This is a genomic window from Aliiroseovarius sp. S1123, from assembly GCF_023015885.1.
GTDB lineage: Bacteria > Pseudomonadota > Alphaproteobacteria > Rhodobacterales > Rhodobacteraceae > Aliiroseovarius.
Genome location: NZ_JALKBE010000002.1, coordinates 463,482 through 485,217, shown reverse-complemented (window position 1 = coordinate 485,217; position 21,736 = coordinate 463,482). Strand labels below are relative to the sequence as shown.

The following is a 21,736-nucleotide window of genomic DNA, read 5'->3' as shown; positions in this document are numbered from 1 at the left end:
TCTTTCTCTGTCAGGCTGGGTCTAACAGACAAAAAGGAGCGGCCTTATGCGTATTCTGATAACCATGCTTGCGATTGTGGCCGGGCTGTGGGTGCAGGATGTGCGCGCCAACCCGACCCAGTGGGAACGCGAGTTCCCGAAAACCGATTTCTCCCGATCAGATATTGGCGGATGGAACGAGATCCTGTCAGGCGGCCCCGGTCGCGATGGCATCCCTGCGCTTTCCGATCCCGCTTTTCGTAAGGTGGGGGATGAGACCCGCATCGGCCCCCGTGAACCCGTTCTGACGGTCGAGATCAAGGGCGCCACCCCGCGCGCCTATCCGCTGCGCTATCTGACATGGCATGAGATCGTGAATGACAGGGTGGGCGGTGTTCCGGTCGCCGTCACCTTCTGCCCGCTCTGCAACTCCGGCATGGTGTTTGATCGCCGCGTTGACGGGCAAGAGCTGACATTTGGCGTGACAGGCAAGCTGCGCGCCTCGGACATGGTGATGTATGACCATCAGACCGAAAGCTGGTGGCAGCAGGCGTTGGGGCAGGGGATCGTTGGCGCACATACCGGCACCCAGCTGAAACAACTTCCGGCGTGGATGGAAAGCTGGGCCGAATTTGTCCGCCGAAACCCTGACGGTTTGGTGATGGACCAACCCCGCGCCAACCGCTCCTACGGGCGCAACCCTTATGCAGGCTATGACAGCCGCAACCGCCCCTATGGTTTCTTTACGGGGGAACAACCGCCCCACGGCGTCCCAGCATTGGCCCGTGTCGTGCGCGTTGGCAACCGTGCATGGCCGGTCGCGCGTCTGTCGAAAGAAGGCGAGATTGCCGAGGCGGGTGTGATCATCAGTTGGACCGCCGGGCAAGCGTCCGCGCTGGATACGGCACAAATCTCAAAAGGGCGCGACGTCGGTACCATCCGCGTGCGGGACGCGCAGGGCAGGGATGTGCCCCATGACGTGCTGTTTGCCTTCGCCTTCCATGCGTTCTGGCCGGATGGAGAGTGGATGCTGGGGGGCTAAGTATCGTTCGCAATGCGCCGCGATTTCTCAACAGCCGCGGCCAGCCCGTCACGAACCACACGCTCGATCCCGGCGGCCTTCATCGCCTCAAGCCCCGCAGCCGTTGTCCCGGCATAGTCAATCATCCATTGAACCTGCTTGGCCGGTGACACCCCCCCGGCTCCCATCTCGTTCCCAGCTGCCAAGAAGAGCTGCCGCACTGCACGTTCAGCCACATCATCGTCCACGCCCTGTTCTCGGGCAAATCTGATCATGGTATCGGCAAACAGCGCGACGAAACCGGGCACTGGGCCGGTGATCGCCGTGAATACATCCAGCTGGGCCTCATCCGTCAGAGCATCCGTCTGCCCGATCGCGCCGAACAATTCTTCAGCCACCGCACCATCGTCCTGCGTGCACGCGTCCAACATGAAAGGAGAGTAGGCCATCCTCTCGGCTGCAGCAGGGCTCGACATGGCCCGGATCACGCGGTCATGTCCCGCGATCTTGGCCAATTGCGCCAAAGTCACCCCGGCCATAACGGACAGCACCAGCTTGCCATCGGCCTGAAGGCGCAGCGTGGTTGCATTGGCTGGTGGAACGGACAGAAGGATGACATCACAAGCTGCAACCATTTCGTCAATGTCCGAAACCAAACGCACCGCGTCAGGCAGGTCGCCCCGAACGCCGCTTCTATTCGCCACAATGATTTGCTCTGCTGGAAGCGCTTTTGCGGTCACCAACCCTTGTATGATGGCGCAGCCTAGTTGTCCGCTGCCCCCAATCACACCCAATACCATGTCGCAAAGCATCGCAGCCCCCTTCCTCTTGCGAAAAATACCTTGGGGTGAATGCGCAACGCGCAGAGGGGCAACGCCCCTCACACCCTACCGGTTGCCGCGCCGGGTGAACATGGCCGCATCCTCGGCCGCGCGCCGGATGGCTTTGGACTTGTTCACTGTCTCTTCATACTCGGCCTCGGCATCGCTGTCATAAACAACCCCACCACCAGCTTGAATATACAGCTTTTCGTCCTTCACGACAGCCGTGCGCAGGGCAATACACATGTCCATGTCGCCGCCCGCGCTGAAATAGCCCAAACCGCCGCCATAGACGCCGCGTTTTTCTGGCTCCAGCTCGTCGATGATCTCCATGGCGCGCACTTTCGGCGCGCCTGACACCGTCCCGGCAGGCATACCTGCCATAAAGGCCGACAGCGCGTCCTGATCATCCGCCAACTCGCCCACCACGTTCGACACAATATGCATAACGTGGCTGTAGCGCTCGATGATGAACTCTTCGGTAGGGCGCACCGTGCCAATCTTGGACACTTTACCCGTGTCGTTGCGCCCCAGATCCAGAAGCATCAGATGCTCGGCCAGTTCTTTCTGGTCGGCCAGCAAGTCGGCCTCCAGCGCCTTGTCTTCCTCGGGCGTCTTGCCACGGGGACGGGTGCCTGCGATGGGGCGGATCGTGACCTCGCCATCGAAGACGCGGACCAAAATTTCCGGACTTGCACCCACCACCTGAAAGCCACCGAAGTTGAAATAGAACATGAAGGGCGAGGGGTTGGTGCGTCGCAGGCTGCGGTAAAGCGCAAAGGGCGGCAGCGGGAAATTCTGTGTCCAGCGTTGGCTGGGCACCACTTGGAAAATATCGCCCGCGCGGATGTATTCCTTGGCCTTCTCAACGGCCGCCAGATAGTCGGGCTTGGTGAAATTGGACACAAGCGGGCCAAGCTCTTGTGCCTCGCCCAGATCGCGCGTCTCGCCTGCGGTGCCGCGGTCCAGATCACGCAGCGCGTCCATCACGCGTTCAGCAGCCTGCGCATAAGCAGCCTTGGCCGTCAGGCCTGAGCTGACAAATGCAGGCGAGACCAGCGTTACATCGCCCTTCACGCCATCCAGAACCGCGACGACCGACGGGCGCATCATCACAGCATCCGGCACGCCCAACGGGTCGGGGTTCACATCCGGCAGATGCTCGACCAAACGGATCATGTCATAGCCCAGATACCCAAACAGCCCGGCCGAGGCCTGCGGCAGATCATCGGGCAGATCAATCGCGCTTTCGGCCAGCACGGCGCGCAGCGCGTCCAGCGGGTTGCCCGGCATGTCTTCGTAGGCCTCCGCATCAAACCGCGCCATGCGGTTCACGCGGCTGGTTTCGCCCCGGCATTCCCAGATGAGGTCCGGCTTCATGCCAACAATCGAATACCGACCGCGCACTTCGCCACCCGTCACACTTTCCAGCATGAAACTGTCACGCCGCGCTTCGGTTAGTTTCAGCATCAGGCTGACCGGCGTGTCCAGATCCGCGGCCAAGCGCGTATAGACCACCTGGTTTTTGCCAGCATTCCAACCGGCTTCGAACTCTTCAAACGAGGGCGTAAGGGCCATGTATGTCTTCCCGGTAGGAGGTTACTGGAACTGCGCGTTCACGGCGTTGATCATCGGGCGGTTCAGCTCGATCCCCGCCTTGGTCTGTACGGCGCGTGCAAAGGCATTCTCAACGTCGATGGCGATTTCCTGCGCGGTTTGCGCCGCGAAGCTGGCCTTGATGGCGATGGCTTCGTCGCTGTACTGGTCCACAGGCACAACCGCGTCCAGACGTACAAGGATCACACCGTCAGCCGAGGGAATGACCCGCCAGTCGCCTGCGGTCATTTCGAACACTTCTGTCATGAATGCAGGCGGGGTGCCTTCGACGAATGCATCGCGTTCCTGGCCCTCTTCAACCACCTCGGTCAGCCCCAAAGAGGCAAGGCTTTCGCCACCTTCCAGCGATGGGATCAACCCGCGGGCTTCTTCGACCAGCAGCTCCAGACGCTTTTCGGCCTGCCATCCGGCGAGAACGGCCTCGGCCACTTCGGTCTGGTCCTGCACGCGTGACGGCTCCAGTGCATCGACACGAAGGGCAAAGACGCCGCCATCCGACATCAGCGTAATTTCCGGGAAATCCCCGTCAACAGCGGCTGCGGCGGCGTCGCGGAAGGTTTCGTATGCGGCAATGCCGTCCGAACTTTCGGCGGTCCAGTCGACCTGCTCCAGCACCATGTTGTGGCTTTCGCTGATTTCTTCCAGCGTTGCGCCACCAGCCATCAGGTCGTCCAGCTCGGCCACCATATCGCCCACGCGACGTCGCGCTGCGTCCGCGGCCAGTTCGGCATTCAGGTCATTCCGGACGTCCTCGAAGGGCGTGTTCTGAGCTGTCAGGATGGCATTCACGCGGAACAGAGCAGGGCCAAGATCGCTGAGGATAGGTCCAGCAATGCCGGTTTCAGCCAGTGCAAAAACCGCTTCCCCTGCGGCACCGAGTTGAGCTTTGGATTGATCGCCCAGATCAATGTCCGACAGGGTCAAGTCGCGCGCGGTGACCAGCTCTTCAAAGCTGGTCTCACCCGCTGAGATTGCGTCTGCAGCAGCCTGTGCGTCGGCCTCAGTGCCAAACACCAGACGTTCGACCAAGCGGCGCTCGGGCTGGTTGTACTGATCGTTCCGCTCGTCATAGAGCGCTTTGATCTGAGCCTCGTCTACCACGATTTCGCTGACCAGGGCCTGCGGGTCAAGCCACGCATAGGTGATCTTCTTCGTCTCGGGCAAGGTGAAGGCCGACGGGTTCGCGTCGTAATAGGCCGTCAGTTCTTCCTCGGTCGGCGTGGGCAGGGCGGTCGTCAAGCGCGACACAGGCAGTTCGCCCCACGTGAAGTTCCGTGCCTCGCGTGCAAATGCATAGAGCGTGTCGACATAGGTGTCGTCTGCAGCGATGCCATTGGTCACGGCGGCTTGCAGGATCTGGCGGCTGACTTCGGCGCGCAGGGTCTGTTCAAAGCCCGCGGCGGTCAGGCCCGATTGCTCCAAAGCAAAGCGATAGCTTTCGCGGTCAAACTGCCCATCCACACCTGCGAATGCGGGAATGTCGACGATGCGCGCGCGCAGGTGGTCATCGCCCACCGAAATTCCAAGGCGCGCAGTCTCGTCTTCCAGTGCCACGGCAGCGATCACACGTGCCAGCACCTGCTGATCCACACCGAAGGCCTGCGCCTGCTGCATGGTCAGGCGTTGACCGGTCTGGGCCTCGAACGCGTTCAATTCGGATTGAAGTTCGCGTGAATAGCGGCGCGCGTCGATTTCGGTGTCGCCCACTGTGCCGATTGACCGGCCTGAGCCTCCGAAATTCGTTGATCCGAACCCTACGAGTCCCACCATGACCAGACCCATCAGGATCCAACCGAAAGTACGAGAAGCCTTGCCAGTCGCCATGGACGCTTTCCTTTTCATCAGACTGTTAACGGGGTTTGTAGGCGGTTCATGGCCGATTGCCAAGCCGCCCTGCGCAGGTGATTAAGGCCGAAATGCCGCCAGCCGGTTCAGAGCGGTCTGAATGCCTGCCGCATCGATGTTGGCAAAGGCCACACGCAACTGCTGTGCACCGCTTTTGTCGCCTTCTGGCGTGAACATCGTGCCGGGCAGGGCCAGCAGACTGGCCTTGTCGACCAAAGCCTGCGCCAGTTGGTCTGAGGGCATGTCGAACGGGTGCTGCAGATAGGCAAAATACGCCCCGCACCCCATCAATTCCCAACCGCGCTCGGCCAACGGGGCGAACCCATCGCGCATCGCCTGCGCGCGGGCCAGAATCTCAAGCCGCTCGCCCGCCAGCCACTCTTCCAGATTGCGCAGCCCCCACAAGGCCGCGTGCTGCCCCAATTGCGCGGGGCAAATGGTGACGGTGTCCAGAAACTTCTCGATCTCTGCCAGCCGCGCGGGCGAGGTCAGCACCGACCCAACCCGGTGGCCCGTAAGGCGGTACGATTTCGAGAACGAGTACAACTGAATGACAGTGTCGTCCCAATCAGGATCTAAGAACAGATCATGCGGCGCGCCACCCTGACTGTGAAAATCGCGATAGGTCTCGTCGATGATCAACGCAATCCCACGGGTGCGGGCCAGGTCGCGGAAGGCCGCAATCAGGTCGGCCGGGTATTCCACCCCGGCTGGGTTGTTCGGCGTTACCAGCGCAATCGCGCGCGTGCGCGGTGTGATCAGGGCTGCTGCCTTGTCCGGATCGGGCAGCAGATCGTCCCCGGTCGCCAGCGGCACCGACGTGATCCCCCCTATATCGAGCCACATTTTGTGGTTGAAATACCATGGGGTTGGCAGAATAACCTCATCCCCCGGCGCTGCCAAAGTGGCAATCGTCGCCGCAAAGGCCTGATTGCAACCCGAGGTGATCGCCACATTCTGAGATGACACATCCGCGCCATAGTGACGGTTGATGTTGAACGCCAGCTCGTCCCGCAGCGCGGGCAGCCCCAGAACCGGCCCGTAAAGATGGGTCTCGGGCAAGCGCAAAACTGCATCCGCCATCGCCTCGCGCATGGCTTCGGGGGGCGGGTCCACAGGGGCGGCTTGGCTGACATTGATCAGCGGCTGATCGGGCGAAAAGCTCTTGCCCTCCAACCAGCGCCGCGCCTCCATCACCGGGGGCGAAAACGTGTTGGCAAGGTTGGGGTTCAAAAGCATCTGGGGCCTCTCAGCAGATCGTCTGCGCAAACCCTAGCAACGAAAAAAGGGCGCGACAATCCAGATCCGCGCCCCCTTCCTCTTGCCCAAAATACCTCGGGGTTCGAAGGCTTCCCGGAAACCGTCCGGGGGACGGTTTCGCCTGAGAACGGGCGGAGCCCAAGCGCAGCGCAGAGAGGCAGAGCCCCTCAGGCTCACACCGTGAGCCCCCATCCGCAACCCCCAACGGATTAGCCTTTCAGGACCACCAGCGCGTGACGCTTCTTGCCCGCCGACAGTTTCATCGGGTCGGCCAGATCGTCCGCGCAGATCATCCTGCCCGCTTCGGTCAAGGCCTCATCATTCACCTTGGCCCCGTTTTCGGCAATCAGACGCTTTGCTTCCTTGCCCGATTTCACAAGACCTGCCTTCACAAACAGCTGAATGATCGAGATCCCGTCGCCCAGATCCGCAGATGCCAGGGAAACGGTCGGCAGGTCGTCGCCCGTGCCGCCTTTTTCGAACACTTCGCGCGCGGTGGCTTCGGCAGCCGCCGCAGCCTCGGCGCCGTGTGCAAGAGTTGTGATTTCGTTGGCCAGAATGATTTTCGCGTCGTTGATCGCCTGACCTTCCAGCGCACCCAGACGGTCGCATTCTTCGATCGGAAGTTCAGTGTAGAGCTTCAGGAAACGGCCCACGTCGGCATCTGTGGTGTTACGCCAGAACTGCCAGAACTCGTAGGGCGACAGCATATCGGCGTTCAGCCAGATCGCACCATTCAGCGACTTGCCCATTTTCTTGCCGTCCGACGTGGTCAGCAGCGGCGAGGTCAGGCCGAAAATCTGGTTGTCCAGTACGCGGCGGGTCAGGTCGATCCCGTTCACGATGTTGCCCCACTGGTCCGAGCCGCCCATCTGCAAGAGACAACCATAGCGGCGGTTCAGCTCGAGGAAGTCATAGGCCTGCAGGATCATGTAGTTGAATTCGAGGAAGCTCAGGCTCTGCTCGCGGTCCAGTCGCGACTTCACGCTTTCAAACGACAACATCCGGTTGACCGAGAAATGCCGCCCGATGTCGCGCAGAAAATCGAGGTAATTCAGATCGTCCAGCCATTCGGCATTGTTCAGCATCAGCGCCTTGGTCGGGCCTTCGCTGTCATAGTCGATATAGCTTGCAAACACCTTCTTGATGCCTGCGATGTTGTCGTCGATCTGATCGGGCGTCAGTAGCGGACGCTCGTCCGCGCGGAAAGACGGGTCGCCCACCTTGGTCGTGCCGCCACCCATCAGGGTGATCGGCTGGTGACCGGTCTTCTGCAGCCAGCGCAGCATCATGATCTGGATCAGCGATCCGACATGCAGCGATTTTGCGGTGGCGTCAAAGCCGATATAGGCCGGAACGACACCTTCAACCAAAGCTTCGTCCAGTGCCTGATAATCGGTGCAATCGGCCAGAAAGCCGCGCTCGATCATCACACGCATGAAGTCGGATTTCGGGTGGTAGGTCATCGTATTTCGGTCCATCCTGTCTGCATTGGCCTTCCGTATAGACGGGGGTTGCGAAAAGGGAAAGAGCGTGTTGGCGATGGCAGGTGCAGTGGATGCAAAGAATGGCCCCGTTTGGGCGCTGGGAATGATGTCCGGTACTTCGTTGGACGGTGTCGACGCAGCCCTGGCTCAGACCGATGGCACGCGCATTCACGCTTTCGGTCCAAGCGCTTATTCGGACTACACCGATGCGCAGCGGGCTGATCTGCGCGCCGCTCTAGGGCAATGGCCGGATGGGCGGGACGTGAAGACCGCTGCACAGGTAAGCGAAGCTGCACATATCGACCTGGCGCGGACGTTGCTGGCCGATCACGACGCCGATCTTCTTGGCTATCACGGACAAACGCTGGCCCATGATCCAGAAGGTGGACGTACTCACCAAGCAGGCGATGGGCAAACGCTGGCCGATGCTCTGAAGGTGCCCGTCATCTGGGACTTCCGCAGCAAAGACGTGGCCGAAGGCGGCGAGGGCGCACCGCTCGCCCCCTTCTTTCACCACGCCTGTGCGCGGTTCATCGGGGCGGATGCGCCGATTGCCTTCTTAAACCTCGGGGGCGTGGGCAATGTCACCTGGGTCGACCCGCGCATTAACGCGCCCGAGGCGCCAAATGCCTGCCTTGCTTTTGATACCGGTCCCGCGAATGCGCCGATCAACGATCTGATGCTGGCGCGGCGCGGTGTGGCTTTGGATCAAGGCGGCGCATTGGCGCTGTCTGGCCGGTCGGACGAGGGCATCGTACAGGCCTTCTTGGACCACCCGTATTTCACGCGCCAACCGCCCAAATCGCTCGACCGGGATCAGTTTCCAGATCTGCTGCCCGCAGTGGCCAAGCTGTCCGACGCAGATGCCGCGCGCACGTTGGCCGCCTGCGCTGCCGAGGCCGTCGCCCAAGGCATGACCCATTGCCCAAGCGCGCCCACACGGCTTTTGGTCACGGGCGGCGGGCGCAAGAACGCCGCCATCATGCAGGAACTTTCCGCGCGTCTGTCCGTGCCTGTGCAGGATATCGACGAAACTGGATTGGACGGAGATATGCTGGAAGCGCAGGCCTTTGCCTATCTCGCTGTGCGCGTCGCACGCGGGCTGCCGACATCGGCTCCCAGCACGACAGGCGTTGCCGCTCCGGTTGGGGGCGGCAAGGTCTCTTACCCTGAAAACAGCTAAAATTCGGGTTTAGGTGCGCGCGACGGTCGCCTTGTCGCCATAGAAGGCCACATGGCCCTTGATTTGCTCAAGATCCTCGATCGGGGCGTCATGGGACCAGGCCGCATCCTCGATCACGGTGGATTTGGTCTGGATCGAGAAATGCTTGGCCTCACCCTTATAAGGGCAGGTGGTGACGGTGGCGCTGGCGTCCAGAAACGCCATGGCGATGTCGCCACGCGGGAAATAGATCACCGGCGGCAGATCGCCTTCCTGCACCTCAAGGGCGTCTTGGCTTTCCCCGATCACGGCGCCCCCGGCACGTACGGTCCATTTGCCTTCAGCGGCGCGAATGATGATGTTGTCGGTCATTGTTCTTCTTTCCCCGTACGATTTTGCGGCACCCTATCAGATCCTGTGTAAAAATCGCGTGTCAAATTGGCGCGCAAGCACCTTTCAACCATTGCAACGCAGCGTCAGTCACCTGAGTGCGCAATAAATCCAGCGTTTCTGCGTGATAGGCGTTCAGCCACGCACGCTCTTCGCCCGACAGCATCTCGGAAATGATCAGCGAGGTGTCGATGGGCACATAGGTGAGCGTTTCAAGGTTCAGCATCTCGCGTTCACGATCCCCGCCCGCAGGCGTCGGTGCCTTCTGCACGACCACCAGGTTTTCCAACCGAATGCCGAAGGCTCCGTTGCGATAATATCCCGGCTCGTTGGACAGGATCATACCGGGCAGAAGCTCGATCTCTGAGATCGGAGAGAACCGCTGCGGTACCTCGTGCACGGACAGATAGGCACCAACGCCATGTCCAGTCCCGTGGTTGAAATCCTGATGCGCCGCCCAAAGCGGGTAGCGCGCAATCGGGTCCAGATCGCGACCCGTGCGGCCCTTCGGGAAATTGGTGCGCGACAAGGCAACCATGCCCTGCAACACGCGGGTATAACAGCGTTTTTCCTCTTCTCCGATCTCGCCCACGCGCAAGACACGGGTGATGTCAGTGGTGCCATCGCGATACTGCCCACCGCTGTCCAGAACCACCAGATTGCCGTCTTCAAGCGGGCGGTTGGTCTCTTCAGTCACGCGGTAATGCATGATCGCGCCATTGGGACCTGCGCCCGCGATGGTCTCGAATGAGATGTCCATCAGCGCATTGGTGGCGCGGCGCTTTTCTTCCAACTGTGTGACCAAATCAATCTCAGTCAGGCTGGTTTTATCGGCGGCGTCAAACCAGGCCAGAAACTCGACCACGGCAGTGGCATCGCGCAGATGTGCGGCGCGGGCACCCTTCAATTCGGTCGGGTTCTTCTGCGCCTTGGGCAGGATCGCGGGATCTTCCGCCCAGTCGATCTGGATCCCGGCCTCGGACAAGATCTGCCAGACCGCATAGGGGGCCGAGGCGCGGTCGACGCGCACCGGACCGTCCAGACGGGTCAATGCGGATTGGAAATCGCGGATCGGATGCACCGAGACGTCCGCATCAAAGCGGGCCTCGACCGTCCGGCCTTCCGTGGTAAAGAATTGGACCGAGGCATCATCTCCCAAGATGGCAAAGCCCTGCACAACCGGGATGCATGGGATATCATCGCCACGGATATTCAAAAGCCACGCGATGCTGTCCGAGAGCGTAATGGCGCAGGCTTTCTGCCCCTTTGCCAACAACTCATCCGCCAACTCACCACGTTTGGCAGTGCTGGATTGCCCTGCAAATTCAAGGGGCTGCTCGACGATCTTGCCGTTGGGCGGGGTAGGGCGATCTTCCCATATCTGGTCTACCAGATTGTCGGTGGGGACCAGCGTCACGTCGGTGCCGTCCAGTGCTTTCTCGATCTTCTCGATTTCGGCCTTTGTGTGCAGCCATGGATCAAACCCGATGCGCGCCTTGCCCGTAATCTGTTCGTTCAGCCAGTCGCCCGGCTGCACCTCGGGCCAATCGACCGGCGTATACGCCGCCATATCCGCCTGTTCCCGCACCTGAACGCGATAGCGCCCGTCGACGAAAATCCCGGCCACTTCCTTCAACGCAATGCAGAATCCAGCGGACCCGGTGAATCCGGTTAGCCATGCAAGCCGCGCATCACAGGCAGCAACATATTCACCCTGATGCGCGTCCGCGCGCGGCACGAAGAACCCATCCAGCCCCTTCATCCCCATGGCACGGCGCAGGCGTTCCAATCGGGCAGCCCCTTTGCTGGGATCAGCGGTGGTGGTGAAGGTCTGGAACATCTCTGTCTCCGAAATCGGGTGGCACAAACAAAACACGCCCGCGATAGGCGGGCGCGTGTTGGGGGCAACATGCCGCGAAATGCGCGCGGTGAAAAGGGGGTCACATCGCTTTCTTGATGCCCATAACACGGGCGCGGGCACGTGGGTCGCTGTCGAACAAGGCTGCCAGCTGTTCGGTGATCGCACCGGCCAATTGCTCGGCATCGGTGATCGTGACGGCGCGCTCATAATAGCGGGTCACATCGTGGCCAATGCCAATCGCCAGAAGCTCGACCTGTTTGCGTTTCTCGACCATCTCGATCACGTCGCGCAGGTGTTTTTCTAGGTAATTCGCGGGGTTAACGGACAAAGTTGAATCATCCACAGGTGCCCCATCCGAAATCACCATCAGGATCTTGCGCTGCTCGGGCCGCGCCACGATCCGGCGGTGCGCCCATTCCAGCGCCTCGCCGTCGATGTTTTCCTTCAGAAGGCCTTCCTTCATCATCAGGCCCAGATTGTCCCGCGTGCGGCGCATTGGGGCGTCAGCCTGTTTATAGATGATGTGGCGCAGATCGTTCAGGCGACCGGGCTGTTGCGGACGACCATCGGCCAGCCATTTCTCGCGCGCAAGCCCGCCTTTCCAGGCGCGTGTGGTGAAGCCCAGAACCTCGACCTTCACCTGGCAGCGTTCCAGCGTGCGTGACAGCACGTCAGCGCAAATCGCCGCGATCGAGATCGGACGCCCGCGCATCGAGCCCGAGTTGTCCAACAGCAGCGTCACGACGGTATCGCGGAAATCGGTGTCTTTTTCCTGCTTGAAGGACAGCGGCGTGGTCGGGTTCGCAATCACACGCGCCAGACGGCCTGCGTCCAGAATGCCTTCTTCCAGATCAAACAGCCACGAGCGGTTCTGCTGTGCTTGCAACCGGCGCTGCAGTTTGTTGGCCAGACGCGACACGGCGCCCTTCAACGGCTCCAATTGCTGGTCCAGATAGGCGCGCAGACGTTCCAGCTCGGCAGGTTCCGCCAAATCCTCGGCCATGACCTCTTCGTCATGCTCGTTGTGGAAGACCAGATAATCCGGGTCGGCATCCGATGCGGGCTGAGGCGTTGGCGGCTCGGGCGGGGCGTCCGCGTCGGGCATTTCGGCCTCTTCGCCCACCTCATCCTCGGCCATATCATCAAGGGTGACCTGCGCCTCGGAGGGGTCCATCTGCTCGTCCTGCGCGCGTTCGGGATCGGCTTCGGCCTCGTCCTCGTCGGGCGACTGTTCCGAATTCGGATCGTCCTGCGCCTCGTCGTCTTCTGGCTGGGCCTCATCCTCGTTCTCGTCGTCTTCGGCATCCGGGTCATCGCCCAGCTGATCGCCATAGCCCAGATCCTCGATGATCTGGCGGGCAAAGCGCGAGAACGCCTGCTGGTCTTGCAAGGCGCCGGTCAGGTCGTCCAGATGCTCGCCACATTGCGCTTCGATAAAGTCGCGCCACAGGCCCATCACGTTGTCGGCGGCAGCCGGAAGGTCGCGCCCAGTGGCCAGATGGCGCATCAGGTATCCGGCCGCGACGGGCAGAGGGGCGTCGGCGGCGGCGGTGATCTGGTCATAGCCCAGACGGTCAGCCTCGTGCCCGATTTTGGCGTCGATATTGCCCGCAGTGCCCGGCATGTCGCGCGCGCCCAAAGCTTCGCACCGGGCGGTTTCCATCGCCTCGTAAATATCACGCGCCATGTTGCCCGCCGGGGCATATTTCGCGTGCATGGCTTCGTCGTGATAGCGCAGCTTCATGGCGTAAGCATCCGCCGTGCCACGCGCCAACAGCACCTCGTCCTTGGTCATCCGCCGCGTGACCTGAGGCAGGCGCATCGCGTCGCGGCTAACGCCCGAGGGGTCCACCGTAAAGCTGACCGACAGCTCTGGCTCGTTGGCAAGCGTCTTCGTCGCCTCAGCCAGCGCCTTCTTGAACGGATCAGCAGGGTTGTCGTTTGGCTTTTTCATTAGCCCACTACTCCTGAACTTCAAGTAGCGGGCTATTTACACTTACAGCCCGCGAGATGCAGCTACAATCGCGCCGCCAGCTAATCCGACAGTCAAAATCGCCGCCCCAACCGTTACGATGGGAGTGGCTGCGACCGTAGCGGCGGGTAATCCAATTGTGCCTGCAACATACGCGCCCGCTTTGGTCGCGATCATTTTGCCCCCGTAGTGTTTCACAGCGGAAACACCCGCAGTTTTCAAAGCTGTATTCGCCGCGATTCCTGCAAGAGTCGTCTTTCCAGTTTGCTTGGCCATCTCGAACATAGCTTGAGAGGGTTTTCCCATAATCAATTCCTTTCCAATTCTGTTCACAGATATGTGAACAGGAGGCATTGAGTTCAACGCCCATTGAAGAGAAATTTCTCGACTGCATCACCCCAAGCTCATGCTCACTGCGCTTTCCGGCAGTTCCTCGTCGAAGCAGCGCTGATAGAACTCGGCCACGATCTGGCGTTCCAGCTCGTCACATTTGTTCAGGAAGGACAGGCGGAAGGCATAGCCGACCGAGCGGAAAATGGATGCGTTTTGCGCCCAGTTGATCACGGTCCGCGGGCTCATCACGGTCGACAGATCGCCATTCATAAACGCAGTGCGGGTCAGGTCCGCGACGGTGACCATCTGGCTGACGGTCTGGCGACCATGTTCGGTGTTCAGGAACGGGTTCTTCGCCAGCACGATGTTGGTTTCCGCGTCATGCGACAGATAGTTCAGCGTGGCGACCAGCGACCAGCGGTCCATCTGGGCTTGGTTGATCTGCTGAACGCCGTGATACAGCCCCGTCGTGTCACCCAGACCCACGGTGTTCGCGGTGGCGAACAGGCGGAAGGACGGGTGGGGGGTGATGACCTCGTTCTGGTCCAGAAGGGTCAGCTTGCCGTCATGTTCCAGCACACGCTGGATGACGAACATCACATCCGCACGGCCCGCATCGTATTCGTCGAACACAATCGCAGTCGGGTTGCGCAGCGCCCAAGGCAGAATGCCTTCCTGGAATTCGGTCACCTGCATGCCGTCTTTCAGCTTGATCGCGTCCTTACCGATCAGGTCGATCCGGCTGATGTGGCTGTCGAGGTTCACACGCACGGCGGGCCAGTTCAGACGGGCTGCAACTTGTTCGATATGGGTCGATTTTCCCGTGCCGTGATAGCCCTGAACCATCACCCGGCGGTTGTGCGAGAAACCCGCCAGAATGGCCAGCGTGGTGTCGGGGTCGAACTTATAGGTGCTGTCAATTTCAGGCACACGGCTGGTGCGCTCGGCAAAGCCTTTGACCATCATGTCGCTGTCGATGCCGAAAACTTCACGTACCGAGATGTCCTCGGTCGGTTTCGCGTTCATATCCAGGGTGCCGTCTGCCATGTGGAGGATCCTTCTGTCGCACGCCGCATTGCGCGCCTATTGCACGTTGTTGCGCCTGTGATGCCCGATGCGCGCGGAGCGTGCAAGGGGAAGGGTTGGGAAAAGGTGACGCGGGGCAAAGCTGGCCCTAATGACGTTGCGTGTCTGGTCTGACCAAATGGTCAATATGAAGCCAGCTTGAAGGGGCCTTGCCGGCCCCCTCCAACATATATAGGCGCATCCGATGAGGAAGCGCCGCCTAAGTCGCTACTTAAAGCTGCGGCTTTCCTTGATCTGATCCCAGGCCCAGCGAACCTCTTGCAGTTGCTCTTCCAGAGACCGGTCGCCGCCGTTCATATCCGGGTGCAGCACCTTGATCAGCTTCTTATAGGACTTGCGGATCTCGGCCTTGGTCCAGTGGTCCTTGGCTTCCAGAATGTCGATGGCGCGACGCTCGGTGGGGGGCAGTTTGCGGGTGCCGGTGATCGACTTTCCGGGGTTCTGCGTGGCGTTGGCGCCCAGAACCTGATGCGGATCGTCAACGCCCAGACGGGCCCAGGCGCGCTGTTCGTCCTTGGTGCCGAAGGGCTTGGTCTCGCGTTCCCAAACGCGATCCTTGTCGGCCTGCGCGTTCATCTCATCTTCGGTGGCCCCGTCAAAGAAATTCCACTTCAGATTATATTCGCGCACGTGGTCTTTGCAGAACCATTTGAACTCGTCCAGATGATCCGGCGAGCGCGGCGCGCGGTATTGGCCTGCCTCTTTACAGCCGTCATGTTCACACACACGTTTCGAGGTCTCGAACGCGCCTGACATCCCACGCTTGCCGCGCGGATTGCGTTTCTTGGCCGCTGAGACCGACATGTCAAAACCAAAAGGATCGTCGTTGGGCATCATAATCTACTCTTTTCGACTCGGACCCGAGAGTTTAGTGCTTTTTCACCGGGATTGAAGAGGGAACTGCGAAGAAATGAACAGGACGGAACGAATTCATCAGGCGCTGAGCGACGCGTTTGCCCCGGAACATCTTGAAGTCATTGATGAAAGTGAACAGCATCGCGGTCATGCGGGTTATCAGGACGGTGGCGAAAGCCATTTTCGCGTGATCATCCGTGCGCCAAGTTTTGCCGACATGTCCCGCATCGCGCGCCATCGCGCCGTGCACAAAGCCCTTGGCGCAGATCTTGTATCCGAGATCCACGCCCTGGCGCTTGATATCTCTGGCTAGGCCTTTGGCTTAACGCTCGTCACGTCCCACGCTGGGGGCCGCGTCGCTGGCCTCGTTGGCCTCAGTGGCAGAAGGCAGGGCGGGCGCGTTGTTTTCTTCGACAGCCTCATCGGCGACCGCCGTCACGGCAGCAAAATCCGCATCTGCGGCTTGCTCGTCGGTCTGCTCCTCGGCAGGGCGGCGGAACACCAGCATGTTCTGATACACTGTGGCGCGCCCCGTCAGCCCCGAGCGTTCTTCGCTGGGCAGTGTATCCGTGCGCAGATACTCCCAGCCGTCTGCACTGGCGTCGTTCAGCACCTCCTGAATGGCGAGCGCAAAGCGGGCCTCGGACCCTTTCACGCCACGGGCCTTCTTGCCTTTGCGGGGGGCGGGGATCACTTGGTATTCGTACATTTGATGGCACTTCCTGATTGCATAGATGGGCTATCTAGCAGTCGCATGAAGTTTTTTCTAGTGGGCGACCGGACGGGAGGGGGCAGTATATTGTTGCGCGATGGGAACAGAAGCACCTCTCCGCAAGAGTAATTTTAATTTGAAAGCAAAGCTTGTGGCCTTTGTTTTTAAGAATAGTTAACAGGCTGTTAATGATTGAATCAGGGTGTCGTGAAAATGGCACTTTGTGAGATCTCATTGGTGATGACTCGAAATCATGGGGTATATTATGAGCATTAACAAAATCGGAATTATTGGGGCGGTTTGCTCGGTGGCAGCTATCGCACAACCGGCCAGCGCGTTCGACGTCACAGGTGGCGAAGTATCGTTCGGCTACTCGGCGTTTTCCGAAGAAAACGAGCTTTCGCGTTTAACCTTTGATGGCGCGGTCGAGTACGGTTTTGCACCGTCGTTCGGCGTACAGCTGGATGTGGCGCACACGACATTTGGCGCAACTAGCCTGAACACGAACTCGGCCACGCTGCACGCCGTGTATCACGTGAATGACAGTGCCGCATTGGGTGCCTTTGCCACGCTCGAAAGCGCAGGCATTGCCTCAAACCATATCGGCAACGTAGCGTTCTATGGTCTGGAAGCTGGCTATGATGCCAACGCGCTGGTGTTCGAGGGCTATTGGGGCACTGGTGAGGAATCTGGTGTTTCCATCCGCACTCTGGGCGGCGAAGCTGGCTATCGCATCAATGATCGCTTTTCGGTTGGCGTTTCGCATGATCGTCTAACGCTGGAAGACGGAGAAGAGATTACGCTTCACAACACAGCGCTTCGTGGCAGCTATGATGCGGAGAATGGCGTGGAGTTCTACGCCGAAGTGGGTCGCGCTGGCATTCAGGTTCCCAGCGAGTCGATCTCGGAAAGCACGAATTTCTTCGGCTTGGGTCTGACCTACACCTTTGGTCGTGGCGCAACCTTCGGCAAGCGTACCGTTACCCAGATTGTCCCGGGCCTGTAAGGGCTTCAGAACCTGCGAAGGTGAAAGATTTGGCGAAGCCTTTGGGCTTCGCCTTTTTTGTGCCCTGATGACGCCTCAGCCCACCAGACGTGGCGGTGTGTCCTGCTTCAGGGCTGCGGCCTCGGCACGTGACAGTTGTTCGCCTTGCTTGCGCTTCAGCAAAACCTCGCGGGCGCGAGCGTATTCGTCCCCTTGCCAGAAAATCAGACAGCCATTGCAGCCCTTGCCACAGCAACCATCGGTGCCGACACGGTTGGTTTTCAGGCGGGTTTCGCGGCCATCGGCGGCAATCGCGTCCGCCAGATCATCACGACGCTTTTCATAGGCTTTCGGGTTGTCTTTTCCCGACATTTCAAGGCCTTGCGTCAGCTTGTCAAAGCGGATGCGTTTCCACTGTTCGTCCGTTAGCGCCTTTTCCTTGCGCAACACGGTGAAGGCAGGGAAGCGAGCTTTCAGGTCGTCCAGATCCTCGTGATCGAACAGCGCAAACGGCACGCGGATGGTGGTTTTGGTGCTGCCATGGACGACGTCTTTGATGTCGCCCTTGTGGTAGTCCTCGAACTCGTACATCCGCAGCAAAACTGTCTCGCGCGCGATGGGCGAGATGAATTCCAGCACCTCACCGGCTTCCAACTTGTTCTTCACTTCGACCAGGAACGCGTCCTCGGTGACATCCGTCACAACGCCTGCATATTCCCACTGCGCCAGAGATGCGGTGTGCTCGTAATCATGGGCATAATTGGTCAGGCGACCTTCGTGGAAGGCCAGCGTGTAGCCACGGTTCCCGACGGCCTCAAGCTCGCGCATATAGGGCTTCGGATCCCAGTTTTCGGGGTCGGCATAGTAATCATCAATTGCCATGCGATAGGCGCGGGCGACGATGGCGCAGTAGTACTCGGACTTGCCACGGCCCTCGACCTTCAGGCTGTCGACGCCGATCTTCAGATACTCGTCCAGCTTCGGCATGATGCACAGATCGCGCGAGTTCAGGATGTAGGAACCACGCCCGTCTTCTTCGATCGGCATGAATTCACCGGGGCGACAGCCTTCTTCCAGCAGGAACTCGAACATATCCGCATTGTCTTCGGTGATATTCAGATCCTCGATCGTGCCGTCCTTCAGGCGCATCCGCACGCCATAGTTCCAACGGCACGAGTTCGCACAGTTGCCTTGGTTCGCGCCGCGTTCGGCCATGAAGTTGGACAGCAGACAACGTCCCGAATAGGTCATGCACATAGCGCCGTGAACGAAGGCCTCTAGCTTTACATCCGGGCATTCTTCACGAATTTCGACCAGCTCGGGGTACGACACTTCACGCGCCAGCACGACTAGCTCGGCGCCCTGATCTTCCCAGAATTTCACCGACAGCCACGAACAGACATTTGCTTGGGTCGAGATGTGCAGGGGCAGTTCCGGCGCGCGGGTGCGCACGTATTGGAATACGCCCGGGTCCGCGATGATCAACCCATCGGGTTTCACCTTACGCACCGTGTCGATATATTCGTCCAGCTTTGGGATGTCTTTGTTGTGGCTGAACAGGTTCAGCGTCAGATAGGCGCGACGACCATGGGCGTGGCAGAATTCGACCCCCTCGATCACGTCTTCTAGTGAAAACTGCGACTTCGTGCGCAGCGACATATCTGGCGTCCCTAGATAGACAGCGTCCGCGCCATACAGCACTGCCATTTTCAGCTTTCGCAAGTTGCCCGCAGGCATCAAAAGCTCTGACCGGCGTTCCATATTCTGTTCCGTCATCTTATCACCCGTGTGTTCGCGCATTCGCGGGTTAGAGAAATGGCAAAGGCCCCTTGATAGGGGCCTTCATCACAAATTGTCGTTTGAAATCAGAGGCCCAGTTTGGCCGTCACGATTTCGTTTACCGCCTTCGGGTTGGCCTTGCCGCCGGTGGCTTTCATCACCTGACCGACGAAGAAACCGACCAGTTTCGGGTTCTGCTTGGCTTTCTCGACCTGTGCGGGGTTGGCGGCGATCACCTCGTCCACGGCGGCTTCGATGGCGCCCGTATCCGTCACCTGCTTCATGCCACGGGCTTCCACGATCTCGGCCGGGTCGCCACCTTCGGTATAGACGATCTCGAACAGGTCCTTGGCGATCTTGCCCGAGATGTCGCCCTTGGCGATCAGCTTGATGATGCCACCCAGTTGCGTCGGGCTTACCGGGCTTTCGGTGATCGCGTGATCTTCTTTCTTCAGGCGGCCAAACAGCTCGTTGATCACCCAGTTGGCGGCCAGCTTGCCGTCATTGCCCTCGGCTACGGCCTCAAAGAAGGCGGCGTTTTCGGCTTCGGCAGTCAGCACGTCGGCGTCATATTCCGACAGACCGAATTCGGTCACGAAGCGGGCCTTTTTCTGGTCCGGCAGCTCGGGCAGAGTCTTGGCGATGTCGTCCACCCACTCCTGCTCGATCTCTAGCGGCAGCAGATCGGGGCAGGGGAAGTAGCGATAGTCGTGTGCTTCTTCTTTCGAGCGCATCGAACGTGTTTCGTTCTTGTCCGCGTCATACAGGCGCGTTTCCTGCACCACTTCGCCACCATCTTCCAGAATGGCGATCTGGCGACGGGCCTCGAAGTCAATCGCGGCCTGAATGAAGCGCATCGAGTTCATGTTCTTGATCTCGCACCGCGTGCCCAGATGGCCGAAATCTTGCGTTTCCATGTATTTCTCGTACTGGCCGGGGCGACAAACGGACACGTTCACATCCGCGCGCATGTTGCCGTTCTGCATGTTGCCATCACAAGTGCCCAGATAGCGCAGCAACTGGCGCATCTTGGTGACATAGGCAGCAGCTTCTTCGGGGCCACGAATGTCGGGGCGCGAAACGATCTCCATCAGCGCGACACCAGTGCGGTTCAGGTCGACGAAAGACATGTTGGGGTCCATGTCGTGCACGGACTTACCGGCGTCCTGCTCTAGGTGAATACGCTCGATCCGCACCTTGCGGGCGACACCCGGACCCATATCCACGATCACTTCGCCTTCGCCCACAATGGGGTGGTAAAGCTGCGAAATCTGATAGCCTTGCGGCAGGTCCGGATAGAAATAGTTTTTACGGTCAAAGGCCGAGAACAGGTTGATCTCGGCATTCAGGCCCAGACCGGTGCGCACAGCCTGTTCCACACAGTATTCGTTGATCACGGGCAGCATGCCGGGCATGGCGCTATCCACGAAAGCCACGTTCGAGTTCGGCTCGGCCCCGAACTTGGTCGATGCGCCCGAAAACAGCTTCGCATTCGAACTGACCTGAGCGTGGATTTCCATCCCGATGACCAGTTCCCAGTCGTCCTTCGCCCCTGCAATCACTTTCGGCTGCGGGCTTTCATAGGCGAGATGATCAAGCATGTGTGTTTTCCCAAGTGTCAAAACCTGTCCGGGTTCTAGTTGAGGTGACGGCAAGGGGCAAGAGGGCAGGCGCGTCGACAAGGATGGGGCTTAGGAGTGCGATGAGGAAATGCTGCACTGCAGAGGGAAGGCTAACCTGCCGACAGCGCTCAATTTATTTCACGCGTGAATCTAAGTGCATACCAGCCTTGCAAATAAGGCATATCAGCAAATCACGGCCCATTGCTGCACTGCGGCGAAAAAAGTGTTGCAATACGCAAGCAACCGTCCTATTTGCCCCTGATCAGACACCGGGGGGAACGTCTGTACAAAACGTAGGTGGGAAAAATGAAACGGATTCTGATGGGCCTTGTGGCGACAGTGATGCTGTCGGACACCGTTATGGCCGAAGATTTTTTTGGCACGCGCGCTGCGCGTCAGCCGGTATTAACCATGCAATGGGATGAGAAGCCGCAGGCGAAAGCCTGGACCGATGCGACCATCGCTGCATTGGAAAATCACGGAACTGTGCTGGCGGAAGTCGTGCCAGCAGATATCGCCGAGTGGTGCCCGGATTACGAAAATCAGGACACCGCGGGGCGCAACGCGTTCTGGGCGGGCCTTCTATCCACGCTATCCTTCTATGAAAGCACATGGCGCCAGTCCGCTGTCGGCGGTGGCGGCAAATGGTACGGTCTGGTGCAGATCCTGCCCGCAACCGCACGCGGCTATGGCTGCGAAGCGCGCTCGGGCGAGGCGCTGAAAAATGGCGCGATGAACCTCAGCTGCGCCGTGCGTATCATGGCCGTGACCGTACCGCGTGACAACGTGGTTTCACGCGGGATGAAGGGCGTGGCAGCTGACTGGGGCCCGTTCCATTCGAAACGCAAGCGCGAACAGATGCGCGAATGGGTCCGCGAGCAGAACTACTGCTCGGTTGGGTAAGCCAATTCGAATGCTCCCTAGATTGGTCCTAGGGCCGCTTGAAAAG

The 21,736-nt window shown here is 59.7% G+C and carries 19 protein-coding genes; 5 read left to right on the top strand and 14 right to left on the bottom strand.

Going from position 1 to position 21,736, the window contains the following annotated elements; genetic code table 11:
* The first annotated feature begins 46 nt into the window (after positions 1-46).
* Complete coding sequence (locus MWU53_RS05780; protein WP_247091337.1) at positions 47-1,021, top strand: DUF3179 domain-containing protein; 975 nt, start codon at positions 47-49, stop codon at positions 1,019-1,021.
* Here the strand turns inward: MWU53_RS05780 and MWU53_RS05775 are convergent.
* The 5 genes from MWU53_RS05775 to tyrS form a co-directional block, all read right to left on the bottom strand.
* A complete protein-coding gene (locus tag MWU53_RS05775) occupies positions 1,018-1,812 on the bottom strand; it encodes a pyrroline-5-carboxylate reductase dimerization domain-containing protein (RefSeq protein ID WP_247091335.1) in 795 nt (264 codons plus the stop codon). The genes MWU53_RS05780 and MWU53_RS05775 overlap by 4 nt on opposite strands.
* Positions 1,813-1,887: 75 nt before the next feature.
* Entirely contained in the window at positions 1,888-3,399 is a 1,512-nt protein-coding gene (gene trpE, locus MWU53_RS05770; protein ID WP_247091333.1) for an anthranilate synthase component I, read from the bottom strand.
* Between the two features lie 21 nt (positions 3,400-3,420).
* Positions 3,421-5,262 (bottom strand): peptidyl-prolyl cis-trans isomerase, encoded by a 1,842-nt coding sequence (locus MWU53_RS05765; RefSeq protein WP_247091331.1) that lies wholly within the window; start codon positions 5,260-5,262, stop codon positions 3,421-3,423.
* Between the two features lie 81 nt (positions 5,263-5,343).
* A complete protein-coding gene (locus MWU53_RS05760; RefSeq protein WP_247091328.1) occupies positions 5,344-6,522 on the bottom strand; it encodes an aminotransferase in 1,179 nt (392 codons plus the stop codon).
* A 230-nt stretch (positions 6,523-6,752) separates the two neighbouring features.
* On the bottom strand, positions 6,753-8,009 hold the full coding sequence (gene tyrS / locus MWU53_RS05755) for a tyrosine--tRNA ligase (protein ID WP_247091780.1): 1,257 nt from the start codon (positions 8,007-8,009) through the stop codon (positions 6,753-6,755).
* A gap of 76 nt (positions 8,010-8,085) precedes the next feature.
* On the opposite strand from tyrS, the gene MWU53_RS05750 reads away from it, so the two are divergent.
* Entirely contained in the window at positions 8,086-9,213 is a 1,128-nt protein-coding gene (locus tag MWU53_RS05750; RefSeq protein WP_247091326.1) for an anhydro-N-acetylmuramic acid kinase, read from the top strand.
* 9 nt (positions 9,214-9,222) lie between these two features.
* Here the strand turns inward: MWU53_RS05750 and MWU53_RS05745 are convergent, their stop codons facing one another.
* From MWU53_RS05745 to MWU53_RS05720, 6 genes are all read right to left on the bottom strand, one after another.
* A complete protein-coding gene (locus MWU53_RS05745) occupies positions 9,223-9,564 on the bottom strand; it encodes a DUF427 domain-containing protein (protein ID WP_247091324.1) in 342 nt (113 codons plus the stop codon).
* Positions 9,565-9,625: 61 nt separating this feature from the next.
* Positions 9,626-11,422, bottom strand: coding sequence for an aminopeptidase P family protein (locus MWU53_RS05740; RefSeq protein WP_247091321.1), 1,797 nt, complete (start codon positions 11,420-11,422; stop codon positions 9,626-9,628).
* Between the two features lie 100 nt (positions 11,423-11,522).
* Entirely contained in the window at positions 11,523-13,397 is a 1,875-nt protein-coding gene (cobT, locus tag MWU53_RS05735) for a cobaltochelatase subunit CobT (RefSeq protein ID WP_247091319.1), read from the bottom strand.
* Between the two features lie 42 nt (positions 13,398-13,439).
* Positions 13,440-13,721 (bottom strand): hypothetical protein, encoded by a 282-nt coding sequence (locus tag MWU53_RS05730; protein ID WP_247091317.1) that lies wholly within the window; start codon positions 13,719-13,721, stop codon positions 13,440-13,442.
* Between the two features lie 87 nt (positions 13,722-13,808).
* Positions 13,809-14,795: a cobaltochelatase subunit CobS gene (gene cobS / locus MWU53_RS05725; RefSeq protein ID WP_247091315.1), complete on the bottom strand. Its 987-nt coding sequence runs from the start codon at positions 14,793-14,795 to the stop codon at positions 13,809-13,811.
* Positions 14,796-15,041: 246 nt separating this feature from the next.
* Complete coding sequence (locus MWU53_RS05720; protein WP_247091778.1) at positions 15,042-15,668, bottom strand: DnaJ domain-containing protein; 627 nt, start codon at positions 15,666-15,668, stop codon at positions 15,042-15,044.
* 76 nt (positions 15,669-15,744) lie between these two features.
* On the opposite strand from MWU53_RS05720, the gene MWU53_RS05715 reads away from it, so the two are divergent.
* Complete coding sequence (locus MWU53_RS05715) at positions 15,745-16,002, top strand: BolA family protein (RefSeq protein ID WP_247091313.1); 258 nt, start codon at positions 15,745-15,747, stop codon at positions 16,000-16,002.
* 9 nt (positions 16,003-16,011) lie between these two features.
* Here the strand turns inward: MWU53_RS05715 and MWU53_RS15980 are convergent, their stop codons facing one another.
* A complete protein-coding gene (locus MWU53_RS15980) occupies positions 16,012-16,398 on the bottom strand; it encodes a DUF4177 domain-containing protein (protein ID WP_348647026.1) in 387 nt (128 codons plus the stop codon).
* Positions 16,399-16,666: 268 nt separating this feature from the next.
* Here MWU53_RS15980 and MWU53_RS05705 point away from each other — a divergent pair, with 268 nt between their 5' ends.
* The gene (locus MWU53_RS05705; protein WP_247091311.1) at positions 16,667-17,407 is read left to right on the top strand and encodes a hypothetical protein; all 741 of its coding nucleotides are present in this window, start codon (positions 16,667-16,669) and stop codon (positions 17,405-17,407) included.
* Positions 17,408-17,482: 75 nt separating this feature from the next.
* Here MWU53_RS05705 and MWU53_RS05700 read toward each other — a convergent pair whose 3' ends face one another.
* Positions 17,483-19,162 carry a U32 family peptidase C-terminal domain-containing protein gene (locus MWU53_RS05700; RefSeq protein ID WP_247091309.1) on the bottom strand — a complete coding sequence of 560 codons (1,680 nt, stop codon included), beginning with the start codon at positions 19,160-19,162 and terminating at the stop codon, positions 17,483-17,485.
* 89 nt (positions 19,163-19,251) lie between these two features.
* The gene (gene gatB, locus MWU53_RS05695) at positions 19,252-20,766 is read right to left on the bottom strand and encodes an Asp-tRNA(Asn)/Glu-tRNA(Gln) amidotransferase subunit GatB (RefSeq protein ID WP_247091307.1); all 1,515 of its coding nucleotides are present in this window, start codon (positions 20,764-20,766) and stop codon (positions 19,252-19,254) included.
* A 327-nt stretch (positions 20,767-21,093) separates the two neighbouring features.
* Here gatB and MWU53_RS05690 point away from each other — a divergent pair, with 327 nt between their 5' ends.
* Positions 21,094-21,690: a transglycosylase gene (locus tag MWU53_RS05690; RefSeq protein WP_247091305.1), complete on the top strand. Its 597-nt coding sequence runs from the start codon at positions 21,094-21,096 to the stop codon at positions 21,688-21,690.
* The last annotated feature ends 46 nt before the right edge of the window (positions 21,691-21,736 follow it).

Coding starts and splice junctions, on each gene's coding strand:
- MWU53_RS05780 (WP_247091337.1), top strand. CDS start 47: ATGCGTATTCTGATAACCATGCTTGCGATTGTGGCCGGGCTGTGGGTG.
- MWU53_RS05775 (WP_247091335.1), bottom strand. CDS start 1,812: ATGCTTTGCGACATGGTATTGGGTGTGATTGGGGGCAGCGGACAACTA.
- trpE (WP_247091333.1), bottom strand. CDS start 3,399: ATGGCCCTTACGCCCTCGTTTGAAGAGTTCGAAGCCGGTTGGAATGCT.
- MWU53_RS05765 (WP_247091331.1), bottom strand. CDS start 5,262: ATGGCGACTGGCAAGGCTTCTCGTACTTTCGGTTGGATCCTGATGGGT.
- MWU53_RS05760 (WP_247091328.1), bottom strand. CDS start 6,522: ATGCTTTTGAACCCCAACCTTGCCAACACGTTTTCGCCCCCGGTGATG.
- tyrS (WP_247091780.1), bottom strand. CDS start 8,009: ATGACCTACCACCCGAAATCCGACTTCATGCGTGTGATGATCGAGCGC.
- MWU53_RS05750 (WP_247091326.1), top strand. CDS start 8,086: ATGGCAGGTGCAGTGGATGCAAAGAATGGCCCCGTTTGGGCGCTGGGA.
- MWU53_RS05745 (WP_247091324.1), bottom strand. CDS start 9,564: ATGACCGACAACATCATCATTCGCGCCGCTGAAGGCAAATGGACCGTA.
- MWU53_RS05740 (WP_247091321.1), bottom strand. CDS start 11,422: ATGTTCCAGACCTTCACCACCACCGCTGATCCCAGCAAAGGGGCTGCC.
- cobT (WP_247091319.1), bottom strand. CDS start 13,397: ATGAAAAAGCCAAACGACAACCCTGCTGATCCGTTCAAGAAGGCGCTG.
- MWU53_RS05730 (WP_247091317.1), bottom strand. CDS start 13,721: ATGGGAAAACCCTCTCAAGCTATGTTCGAGATGGCCAAGCAAACTGGA.
- cobS (WP_247091315.1), bottom strand. CDS start 14,795: ATGGCAGACGGCACCCTGGATATGAACGCGAAACCGACCGAGGACATC.
- MWU53_RS05720 (WP_247091778.1), bottom strand. CDS start 15,668: ATGCCCAACGACGATCCTTTTGGTTTTGACATGTCGGTCTCAGCGGCC.
- MWU53_RS05715 (WP_247091313.1), top strand. CDS start 15,745: ATGAACAGGACGGAACGAATTCATCAGGCGCTGAGCGACGCGTTTGCC.
- MWU53_RS15980 (WP_348647026.1), bottom strand. CDS start 16,398: ATGTACGAATACCAAGTGATCCCCGCCCCCCGCAAAGGCAAGAAGGCC.
- MWU53_RS05705 (WP_247091311.1), top strand. CDS start 16,667: ATGAGCATTAACAAAATCGGAATTATTGGGGCGGTTTGCTCGGTGGCA.
- MWU53_RS05700 (WP_247091309.1), bottom strand. CDS start 19,162: ATGACGGAACAGAATATGGAACGCCGGTCAGAGCTTTTGATGCCTGCG.
- gatB (WP_247091307.1), bottom strand. CDS start 20,766: ATGCTTGATCATCTCGCCTATGAAAGCCCGCAGCCGAAAGTGATTGCA.
- MWU53_RS05690 (WP_247091305.1), top strand. CDS start 21,094: ATGAAACGGATTCTGATGGGCCTTGTGGCGACAGTGATGCTGTCGGAC.